Consider the following 10,644-nt stretch of genomic DNA (forward strand, 5'->3'; position numbering starts at 1 on the left):
TAGACGTCCGTCATGACCCTCACCTGATAACAACAAGATTTCTGGTGACCCATGAGCACAGTAGATCCGATCACTCTGGCAGTCGTGCGAGGCGCCCTCGAAACCGCGCAGCGCGAGATGACCATCACACTTGAAAAAACCGGTCGTTCGAGCGTTTTCAATCTGGCGCATGACTATTCAAACGCGCTTTTCGATCACCTTCCGGAAATGATCCTGCAAGGGCAAGACATCCCGATTCACTTGGGGTCGCTGATTCCGGCGATGAAATGCGTTGCCGGGTTCTTTGGCGATGACATCCTCGAAGGCGATGTGATTTACCACAACGACCCCGCGTACAAAGGCAGCCACATCCTCGATTGCTGCATGTACAAGCCGGTTTTCTACCAAGGCGAATTAGTATTCTGGGCGGTCTGCAAAGGCCACTTGACCGACATTGGCGGCCCGGTGCCAGCGGGCTACAACCCCGACGCCAAGGAAATCTACGCCGAAGGCCTGCGCATACCCCCTGTAAAACTCTGGTCCCAGGGCAAGCGTCGCGAAGACGTGATCAACCTGTTGCTGACCAACATGCGTGCTCGCGCCTACCAGGAAGGCGACCTCAACGCTCAATACGGCGCGTGCAATGTCGGCGAGCGCCATTTGCTCGAACTGCTGGACCGCTACGGCGTGGAACAGGTGCGAGCGTGTATCGCCGAGTTGAAGGACATGGCCGACCGGCACATGCGCGCCTTGATGCGAGAAGTGCCGGACGGTTTCTACACCGGCACCGCGGTGCTCGAAGACTCGGGCCATGGCCTGGGTGAATTGTCGATCACTGCACGGGTAGAAATTCGCGGCGATGAGGCCCACGTATTGATCGAAAGCCCACCGCAAGTGCCCTACTTCATCAATTCCTATGCCGGCAACTCGGTGTCCGGGGTTTACCTGGGGCTGATGATGTTTGCGCAGGTGCCGCCGCCGTACAACGAAGGGCTGTACCGCTGCGTCACGGTTGACCTCGGCCCACCGGGCACGTTGTGCAACGCGCAGGAACCGGCGCCGCACGTGAACAGCACCACCACGCCGATGGAAACCCTGGCCGACGCAGTGCGCCAGGCACTGGAACAAGCCGCACCCGAGCGTGTGACCGCGTCGTGGGGCCACGCCAGCGGCATCAACATCGCCGGCCACGACCCGCGCAACGGCAACGACGAATACGTGACCATGGTGCTCGCCTCAATCATCGCAGGCGCCGGTGCGAACAAAGCCATGGACGGTTGGCCGGCGTGCGGTCCGCTGTGTTGTTTCGGTGCGCTGATGTCTGGCGATATCGAACTGCTGGAGTATTCCTACCCCATCCTCATCCACCGCTACAGCCTGATGACCGACAGCGGTGGTGCCGGTGAATTTCGGGGCGGCTCCGGCACACGTATCGAAATCGAACCGTTGAATCACGCCATGACCGTGGTCGGTTTTGGTGAAGGTCGACAGCTGCCAACGGCCGGTGCGGCGGGCGCGAACAACGTGATGCTCGAACCCAAACTCGGGCGTCTGATTCATCGCCAGGCCAACGGTGAAGAACAACACTTCATTCACAACGCTCAACTGACCGCACAACCAGGCGAACGGGTGATCAACATCAACCCCGGTGGTGGCGGCTATGGCAACCCACTGCTGCGCTCCGTCGCCAGTGTGCAGAGCGATGTGCGCAACGGCCTGGTGTCTGTGCAAGGCGCACTCCAGGAGTACGCAGTAGTGATTGACGGCAATGGTCAGGTCGACGAAGCCGCAACCCTCGCCCGCCGCGCCGCGCATCAATAACGCCCGGCCCCATTGAGCAACCTGGAACCTTCTCTCATGAGCAAGCAACAATATCGTCTGGGCATCGACGCCGGCGGCACCTTCACCGATTTCATCCTGGCAGACCGTACCGGCAACGTGCAGCTGTTCAAGGCACCCTCGACCCCTCACGACGGCACCCTCGCGATTCGCAACGGGCTGGCGCAAATGGCCGATGCCCTTGGACGCACACCGGCCGAGATCATCGCGGACTGCGACTTGTGCATCAATGGCACCACCGTAGCGCTGAACGCGCTGATCGAAAAAACCGGGGTCAAGGTTGGCCTGCTGTGCACCGACGGGCATGAAGACAGCCTCGAAATCCGCCTCGGGCATAAAGAGGATGGGCATCGTTACGACGCCAGCTATCCACCCGCCTACATGCTGGTGCCGCGTCACCTGCGTCGCCCCATCGCTGGCCGGATGATCAGCGATGGCAGCGAATATTCGCCACTGGATGAAAAGGCGATTGTCGACGCCATCGAGTACTTCCGCGAACAGGAGGTCAAGGCCGTAGCGATTTCTTTTGTCTGGTCGGTGCGCAATCCGGCTCACGAAGAACGCGCCGCCGAAATGGTCCGGGCCGCGCTGCCGAATGTGTTCGTCTGCACTGGCAACGAAGTCTTCCCGCAGATCCGCGAATACACGCGCACGTCAACCACGGTGGTCAACGCCTACCTGAGCCCGATCATGGGTCGCTACATCGAACGCATCGACGCCTTGTTCGAAGAGCTCGGCGCGCAACAGCCCACGCGCTACTTTCAGTCCAACGGCGGGCTGGCACCCGGCATCGTGATGCGCGAACGTGCGGTGAATGCCATCAACTCAGGTCCGGCCTCTGCGCCGCAAGCCGGACTGTGCGTTGCGGCGCCGTTCGGCATCGATAACGTCATCACCGTAGACATGGGCGGCACGTCTTTCGACATTACGCTGAGCAAGGGTGGGCGAACTAATTTCAGCAAAGACACTGACTTTTTGCGCTATCGCATCGGCGTGCCGATGATTCAGGTTGAAACCCTTGGCGCGGGCGGTGGCTCCATCGCTTATCTGGATGACTTCGGCATGCTTCAAGTCGGCCCACGCAGTGCCGGCGCCAACCCTGGCCCGGTGTGTTACGGCAAGGGCGGCGTCGAGCCGACCGTTACCGACGCCAACCTGGCACTCGGGTACCTGGCTGACGGCGCAATGCTCGGCGGCAGCATACGACTTGACCGCAAGGCTGCGATCGAGGCTATCCGCATCAAAATCGCCGAGCCTTTGGGCATCAGCGTCGACCGTGCGGCGATAGGCATCATCACGCTGGTCAACCTGAACATGGTCAGTGGCATACGGCGGGTGTCGGTCGAGCGTGGTTATGACCCGCGAGACTTCGCCCTGATCGGCGCGGGGGGTGCGGCGGGCATGCACGTCATGCGCTTGGCGGAAGAGATCGGCAGCCAGGTGGTGTTGATCCCGAAAGTGGCGTCTGGCCTGTGCGCGTATGGGCAGATTCTGTCGGACATTCGCTACGATCAACTGACCACACTACCCATGCGCCTGGACGACGAATGGGTAAACCTGACGCTGCTCAACCAGACGTTGCGCGACCTGCGTGAGCGCGGCATGAACAACCTGCGCGACGACGGGTTCGGTGCCGACGGCAACGTCGAATGCCTGTACAACCTGGAGATCCGCTACCTGGGCCAGATCCACGAATGCGCCGTCGAATTGGCGTGCGATCAACTGGATAACGAGGGATTGGTTGGCCTGCGCAAGGCGTTCCATACGCGGCACAAGGCACTGTTTTCCTACAGCGAACCCGAGAGCCCGATAGAGCTGGTCAACCTTGAATGTTCGGTAATCGCCCGCCTGCAACGACCGCCGATGCCCGAACTGCCGGTGCCGACCGAGAAAGTCCCGGCCAAGGCTGTCGGCCACCGCCCGATGTTGTTCAGCGCGCAATCACCGTGGCAGGACACACCGGTGTACAACGGTGATCGCTTGCAACCGGAGCAAACCGTTCAAGGCCCTTGCGTCATTGAAGAGGCCACCACCAACATCGTTGTACCACCGGGCTGGCAGGCGACACTTGCCCCGTCGGCCACCTACCGATTGACGCCCAATGGTTGACCCTCTGTAAACATTGGCAAATGATGGCGAACAAACGGCGTCGAGGGCTACCCGATTCCCTCTTACCTGTAGGTGCAAGCTTGCTTGCGATGGACGTTGATGCAACGCGTTTATCCCGTAAATACGCGTTATCGTTAACTCCATTCGCGAGCAAGCCCGCTCCCATAGAGGGTTCAGCACTCGGCACCGTCCTCACAACAAGAAAGGTACGAGGGGAAGCCATGGCATTCAAACTTTCCACCCGATCGATACCCGACAGCGAGCGCCAGCCAATCTGGGCCCAAGCCATCGGGAGTGCCTACTTTCCCCTGTCACTGGAATTTGCTCCTGGCAACCTGTTCAGCGGCAACCTGCAAATCTGGGAAACCGGTAGCACGCCGCTGACCTTGTCGCGCCTGCGCTCAAGTCAACTCGGCTACTCGCGCAGCAAAGCCCAGGTCAGTGAGGACCGCGAAGCTTGCTACCTGGTCACCGTGCCACGGCGTAGCGAGGTGCATTTCGAGCAGGACGGCCGAGCCCTGCATTGCCAACCCGGCGGCTTCATCTTCGAACGCGGCGATGCGCCCTACCGTTTTCACTACGCCTGCGACAACGACCTGTGGGTGTTCAAACTTCCTGAACGCGCCCTGCACGGACAATTGCGCGGCGCCGAACGCTACACACGCTTTTGCTTCGATGCCAAACGCGGACTGGGCAGGATATTCGTCGACCAACTCGCGATGTGCGCCGCCCGCTTCGACGAATGCAACGAAGCCGCCCGCCACATGCTGCTGGAGCAAGCACTTTCAACATTGTTGATGGCCCTGCGCGATGATGATCGAGTGCTCAACAGCGAAAGTTCGAACCTTGCCGCACTGCATTTACAACGCATCGAACACTTCGTTGAACAGCATCTGGACAACCCCGACCTGACCCCGCAAGCGATTGCCGACGCCTGTGATTTGTCACTGCGCTACCTGCACAAGCTGTTCAGCAGCACGCCCTACAGCGTGAGTGAATGGGTTCGCCTGCGCCGCTTGGAAGCAGTGCATCGCGGCCTGCGAAACCCCAACTGTCACCTGTCCATCGGGGAGTTGGCGATGCGCTGGGGCTTTAACGATCAGGCGCAATTTACCCGCAGCTTTCGTCAGCACTTCGGATGCACAGCGCGGGATGTGCGCAGCGGCGTGGAACACTCGGCGTGATCTGCGGTTTAAGGTTTCACGGTGAGTGACGGACTGGACGACATTCTTGCCGAGCACCTTGCGGTGATTTTCTGCGGCATCAATCCCGGCATGATGGCTGCCGCTCAAGGGCATCACTTTGCTGGCAGGGGCAATCGATTCTGGCGCACGTTGCACCTCGCTGGCTTCACGCCCACACAGCTGCACCCGGAGGATGATCGGACACTCTTGCATTATCAGTGCGGGTTAACCGCAGTGGTGGAGCGACCGACGGCGCGCGCGGATGAGTTGAATATGAATGAATTTATCGCCGCCGCTGCCACGTTTGAACGAAAAATTGTGCAGTACTCGCCGCGCTGCGTGGCGTTTCTGGGCAAAGCTGCCTATAGCGCTTTATCCGGCGAAAAAAATCTTGCCTGGGGACTGCAACCGAACACCTTTGCTGACACGCCGGTGTGGGTTTTACCCAACCCCAGCGGACGAAATCTCGCGTTCTCGCAAGAGCAATTGGTCAGTGCGTACAGCGCTCTTTATCTGGCACTCGCCAAGCAGCCCCGAACAACAACAGCACAATAAATGACCAACACATTACAAGCCCCGTATTCCGTGGCTTGTAGATCGTTATCCACATGTATACCCACGACTTTTGTGGATAGTTTTGTTGATTTCACAACGTCCGGCAGCCGCGTTTTCAAGCCTCGGCTGGCGATTGCTCGACGGTCGTTGGCTGTTTTTCGCGCACCACTGCCAGGGCGGCGCAGGCCAGCAGTAACGCCGGTACGGTGTAAATCCAGAATGAAGGCACTATCGGCAACAACAATCCCGCCAGCACCGGGCCGGTGCCCGCACCGATATCGCGCCATACCGAGCGGGTCACCAGTGCATGAACGCGCTCCGGGCCAGGTGTGCGATGCGCGACAATCGGTGCCAGTAATGGCAGTTGCAGCGCTCTGAGGACGACGATAGCTGCAGCGCAACTCCACAGCCAGCCAGCGCCAAACCCTATCAGCGTTGCCGATGTCAGCAACGACAGGCACACCAATAACCGCTCAGCACCAAACATATCGGCCAACCGGCCTCCCATCGGGCTGAGGAGAATTTCACCCAGGTAGCGTACCGCCAGCAACACCCCGGCCATCATGACCGCACCACCCGGCAATACATCGCTTCCCAGATAAGCCAGGCCGATGATGAACAGGCCATCGAGGGTCAAGCCTTCAAGAAACGACCATATGTCCAGACTGTTCGGCAGCTTCAGGCCCCGACGCTTTTCGGGCAGTGGATGGGAGAGCGAGGGCAATCGGCGAGTCACCATCAACCCCAGTAACGCAGCAGCGGCCAAGCCCCAGAACACCGGGCGCGGGCCCCATGCTTGGGCCACTAGCGCGGCCAATGGCAGTGCGATAACCGGTCCCAAAGCGGTAAAGGCCCTGGACCGCCCTGAACGTCGCGCCGCACCGCCAGGATCGGCTGTTGATAGCGCTTGGGTCGAAAGATTCAATGCAGCGAACGCCAGCCCCCACAGCAAACGCAGCGGCAGCAATACCCAAAATCCGGACAGCGCGGCGTAGCCCATCGCGCAAATAACTGCAGCCACCACCGCCAGGGTGCACGTCAGTTGATCGCCGTGCCGGGCGTAAAAACGCGCGACAAAACCATACCCGACAATGCGGATCAAGCGGTTGGCGGCCAACAACAGCCCGACCTCGGCCAGCGTCACACCGAACTGTGAAGCGAACATCGGTAACAACAGGTACAGCACCACATCGCCCGGCAGCGCTAACGCCAATGCCAGCGCAGCGAGACGGGAATGACGGTCGACGATGTTGATCGGTTTTGGGCTATTCATAGGCAAATGCTGCACGGACTTTCAAGGAACGACAAACGAGATTATCGACGCTCATGTGTGAGATTATCGAACACATGATCAACACATTACCGCCCCTCAACGCTGTCCGCGCCTTTGTTGCTGCTGCCCGGCATCAGAGCTTTACGCTGGCCGCCAGCGAGCTGCACGTCACTCACAGCGCTGTCAGCCGTCAGGTCAAGGCGCTGGAAATGCACTTGGGTGTGTTCCTTTTTGAGCGACGTACTCGCCAGATAAGCCTGACGGTAGAAGGGCTGAGATTCTTCGCCCAGGCCGAAGCCGCGCTGACCCAGATCGCCCTGGCCGCAGAATCGGTAATGGGCCAGGCACCAGAACGCGTGGTCAAGATCAATGTAAGGCCCTCCTTCGCCGTACGCTGGCTGATCCCGCGACTGCCCGATTTCGTCGAGCGGTATCCCGGCATCGAACCGCATGTGCTCACCAGCACGTTGCGACCGGACAAAGCCACAGACAGCTTCGATATCGCCATCCGTCGTGGCCATTACGGCTGGCCGGCAACGATTGAACTTCGCCCGTTTCTGGAAGATGAAGTATGTGTCGTCGCCTCGCCTGCCCTGCTCAAGTCGCACCCGGTTATCGAGCCTCGTGCGTTGGCATCTTTGGTGCTGCTGTGGGCAAAAAGTCGCAAGGGCGATTGGGAAGACTGGTTGGCGCATACCGGCATCGAAAAAATAAAACCCGCCAGCAAGATGCAATTCGATCATGAACATTTTGTCTTGCAGGCCGCTATGGATGGTTTGGGATTCGCGGTGGTGCCCGTTTCTTTGGTCTCCAATGGACTGGCAACCGGGCAACTGCGTTGTTTGTTTCCGCAGTTGCGGATGCCGGTGCCTCGCTACTATTACGGCATCGCACCGAATGCCGTGCCTGAAGTACGATGCTTTGCCGAGTGGCTGGAGAGCGAACTCGCTCGACAAAATTCAGACTAAAATCCAGACCCTGCCGCGTGAGTGCAGTGCAACGAGAATTGATATGAAAACCCAGTTTGAGATGTGTGATGTCCTTGAGCCTAACCACCACTGTGATGCCTGCCTCGACGGCGTCGCCTGCCAGCAAACGGTGGTGACAGCATGATCGAAGTCACCGAGGTTTCCATTGCCGAACTGCGTGCTGCGCTCCAATCTGGCCGAACCACAGCGGTCGAGCTGGTGCAGGCTTATCTCGCCCGGATCGATGCCTACGATGGGCCAAATACGCCGACGGCGCTCAATGCCGTGGTCGTGCCCAACCCCGCCGCGCTCGAAGAAGCAAAGGCCTCCGATGCCCGACGGGCAAGAGGCGAAGCACTCGGCCCACTGGACGGCATTCCCTACACGGCCAAGGACAGCTACCTGGTCAAGGGCCTCACCGCCGCGTCGGGAAGCCCGGCCTTCAAGGACCTGATTGCCTATCGCGATGCGTTCACCATCGAGCGGCTGCGCGGCGCAGGTGCAATCTGCCTCGGCAAAACCAACATGCCGCCGATGGCCAATGGCGGCATGCAACGCGGGGTCTATGGCCGCGCAGAAAGCCCCTACAACGCGAGCTACCTGACGGCGCCCTTCGCATCGGGCTCATCAAACGGTGCAGGCACCGCAACGGCGGCCAGTTTCGCCGCATTCGGCCTCGCCGAAGAAACCTGGTCGAGTGGTCGTGGGCCAGCCTCGAACAATGGGTTGTGTGCCTACACGCCATCACGCGGCGTCATTTCGGTGCGCGGCAACTGGCCGCTGACACCGACAATGGACGTTGTGGTGCCGTTCGCCAGAACCATGGCCGATCTGCTTGAGGTGCTCGAGGTTGTCGTGGCCGAAGACCCCGACACCCGGGGTGATCTGTGGCGGCTGCAGCCTTGGATACCTATCCCGGATGTGGCCTCTGTACGTCCCGCGTCTTACGCCGAACTCGCCAGCAATACCGACGCCTTGGCCGGAAAGCGGCTTGGCGTGCCACGCATGTACATCAACGCCGACCCTGAAGCGGGCACTGCTGAATCGCCGGGTATCGGTGGCCCGACCGGGCAACGCATTAACACCCGCCCATCGGTGATCGCACTGTGGCAGGACGCTCGTAAAGCCCTCGAAGCGGCAGGTGCCGAAGTCATCGAAGTCGACTTCCCACTGGTCTCCAATTGCGAAGGCGATCGCCCGGGCGCACCCACAGTTTTCACCCGTGGCCTGGTGTCCAAAGAGTTTCTGCATCATGAATTGTGGGACCTGACGGCTTGGGCGTTTGATGATTTCCTGCAGGCCAACGGCGATCCGGCATTGCATCGGCTGGTGGACGTGGATGGCGCGCTGATTTTCCCGCACGACCCCGGCACGCTGCCTAACCGCGAAGGCGATCTGGTGGCTGGCATGGACGAATACGTACGCATGGCCGAGCGCGGCATCACGCCGTGGGACCAGATCAGCACCGTGCCGGACGGTCTGCGCGGGCTTGAAAAAACCCGTCGAATCGATCTTGAAGACTGGATGGATCGGTTGGGGCTGGATGCGGTGCTGTTTCCAACGGTGGCCGACGTGGCGCCGGCAAATGCCGACGTCGACCCAGCGTCTGCAGACATTGCGTGGAGCAACGGCGTATGGGTCGCCAATGGCAACCTGGCCATTCGGCACTTGGGCGTGCCAACCATTACCGTGCCGATGGGCGTGATGGCGGACATCGGCATGCCCGTAGGGCTGACGTTTGCCGGGCGCGCCTATGACGATTCTTCGCTACTGCGCCTGGCCTCGGCATTCGAAGCGAGCGGCTCAAAAAGACTGATCCCACCTCGGACTCCCCCGCTGCCGAAGGGTCAAAAATAGCAGCGCGAGGCACAACCATTTGAAGGGTTGTGCAAGGCGACATCAATCGTGAATGCCAGTCAGCAATCGCCAGCAGGCTGGCTCCCACCGTTGAATTTTTGCCGGACGCGGACTTAGTGTGCGACGCCGATCCAATGTGGGAGCGAGCCTGCTCGCGAAAGGGTTGTGCCAGGCGATATCAAGGGTGAATGCCAGGCTGGCTCCCACCGTTGGATTTTTGCCGAGCGCGGAATTGGTGTGCGACGCCGATCCAATGTGGGAGCGAGCCTGCTCGCGAAATGGGTTGTCCCAGGCGATATCAATCGTGAATGCCAGTCAGCCTTCGCCAGCAGGCTGGCTCCCACCGTTGGATTTTTGCCGGGCGCGGACTTAGTGTGCGACGCCGATCCAATGTGGGAGCGAGCCTGCTCGCGAAAGGGTTGTGCCAGGCGATATCAAGGGTGAATGCCAGTGAGCCTTCGCCAGCAGGCTGGCTCCCACCGTTGGATTTTTGCCGGACGCGGAATTGGTGTGCGACGCCGATCCAATGTGGGAGCGAGCCTGCTCGCGAAAGGGGTTGTGCCAGCCAATATCAATCGTGAATGCCAGTCAGCCTTCGCCAGCAGGCTGGCTCCCACCGTTGGATTTTTTGCCGGGCGCGGAATTGGTGTGCGACGCCGATCCAATGTGGATCGAGCTTGCTCGCGAAAGGGTTGTGCCAGCCAATATCAAGGGTGAATGCCAGTCAGCAATCGCCAGCAGGCTGGCTCCCACCGTTGGATTTTTGCCGAGCGCGGACTTAGTGTGCGACGCCGATCCAATGTGGGAGCGAGCCTGCTCGCGAAAGGGGTTGTGCCAGCCAATATCAATCGTGAATGCCAGTCAGCCTTCGCCAGCAGGC

The 10,644-nt window shown here is 60.1% G+C and carries 7 protein-coding genes; 6 read left to right on the top strand and 1 reads right to left on the bottom strand.

Going from position 1 to position 10,644, the window contains the following annotated elements:
- Window positions 1-51: 51 nt before the first annotated feature.
- The 4 genes from ACQR3R_RS11805 to mug all read left to right on the top strand — a co-directional run bounded on the left by ACQR3R_RS11805 (window position 52) and on the right by mug (window position 5,666).
- Window positions 52-1,800: a caprolactamase subunit beta gene (locus ACQR3R_RS11805; RefSeq protein WP_428272352.1), complete on the top strand. Its 1,749-nt coding sequence runs from the start codon at window positions 52-54 to the stop codon at window positions 1,798-1,800.
- 36 nt (window positions 1,801-1,836) lie between these two features.
- Window positions 1,837-3,927 (top strand): caprolactamase subunit alpha, encoded by a 2,091-nt coding sequence (locus ACQR3R_RS11810; protein WP_428272353.1) that lies wholly within the window; start codon window positions 1,837-1,839, stop codon window positions 3,925-3,927.
- Window positions 3,928-4,148: 221 nt separating this feature from the next.
- Window positions 4,149-5,111, top strand: coding sequence for an AraC-like ligand-binding domain-containing protein (locus tag ACQR3R_RS11815; protein WP_428272354.1), 963 nt, complete (start codon window positions 4,149-4,151; stop codon window positions 5,109-5,111).
- Window positions 5,112-5,132: 21 nt separating this feature from the next.
- Entirely contained in the window at window positions 5,133-5,666 is a 534-nt protein-coding gene (gene mug / locus ACQR3R_RS11820) for a G/U mismatch-specific DNA glycosylase (RefSeq protein WP_428272355.1), read from the top strand.
- Between the two features lie 115 nt (window positions 5,667-5,781).
- On the opposite strand, the gene ACQR3R_RS11825 is transcribed toward mug, so the two are convergent.
- A complete protein-coding gene (locus ACQR3R_RS11825; protein WP_428272356.1) occupies window positions 5,782-6,939 on the bottom strand; it encodes an MFS transporter in 1,158 nt (385 codons plus the stop codon).
- A 53-nt stretch (window positions 6,940-6,992) separates the two neighbouring features.
- Here ACQR3R_RS11825 and ACQR3R_RS11830 point away from each other — a divergent pair, with 53 nt between their 5' ends.
- Both ACQR3R_RS11830 and ACQR3R_RS11835 read left to right on the top strand, forming a co-directional pair.
- Window positions 6,993-7,907 (top strand): LysR substrate-binding domain-containing protein, encoded by a 915-nt coding sequence (locus ACQR3R_RS11830; RefSeq protein ID WP_428272357.1) that lies wholly within the window; start codon window positions 6,993-6,995, stop codon window positions 7,905-7,907.
- Between the two features lie 141 nt (window positions 7,908-8,048).
- Window positions 8,049-9,764, top strand: coding sequence for an amidase (locus ACQR3R_RS11835; protein ID WP_428272358.1), 1,716 nt, complete (start codon window positions 8,049-8,051; stop codon window positions 9,762-9,764).
- Window positions 9,765-10,644: the final 880 nt, after the last annotated feature.

This window comes from Gordonia sp. IEGM753, from assembly GCF_050321825.1.
Classification (GTDB): Bacteria; Pseudomonadota; Gammaproteobacteria; order Pseudomonadales; family Pseudomonadaceae; genus Aquipseudomonas.

Coding starts and splice junctions, on each gene's coding strand:
- ACQR3R_RS11805 (WP_428272352.1), top strand. CDS start 52: ATGAGCACAGTAGATCCGATCACTCTGGCAGTCGTGCGAGGCGCCCTC.
- ACQR3R_RS11810 (WP_428272353.1), top strand. CDS start 1,837: ATGAGCAAGCAACAATATCGTCTGGGCATCGACGCCGGCGGCACCTTC.
- ACQR3R_RS11815 (WP_428272354.1), top strand. CDS start 4,149: ATGGCATTCAAACTTTCCACCCGATCGATACCCGACAGCGAGCGCCAG.
- ACQR3R_RS11825 (WP_428272356.1), bottom strand. CDS start 6,939: ATGAATAGCCCAAAACCGATCAACATCGTCGACCGTCATTCCCGTCTC.
- ACQR3R_RS11830 (WP_428272357.1), top strand. CDS start 6,993: ATGTGTGAGATTATCGAACACATGATCAACACATTACCGCCCCTCAAC.
- ACQR3R_RS11835 (WP_428272358.1), top strand. CDS start 8,049: ATGATCGAAGTCACCGAGGTTTCCATTGCCGAACTGCGTGCTGCGCTC.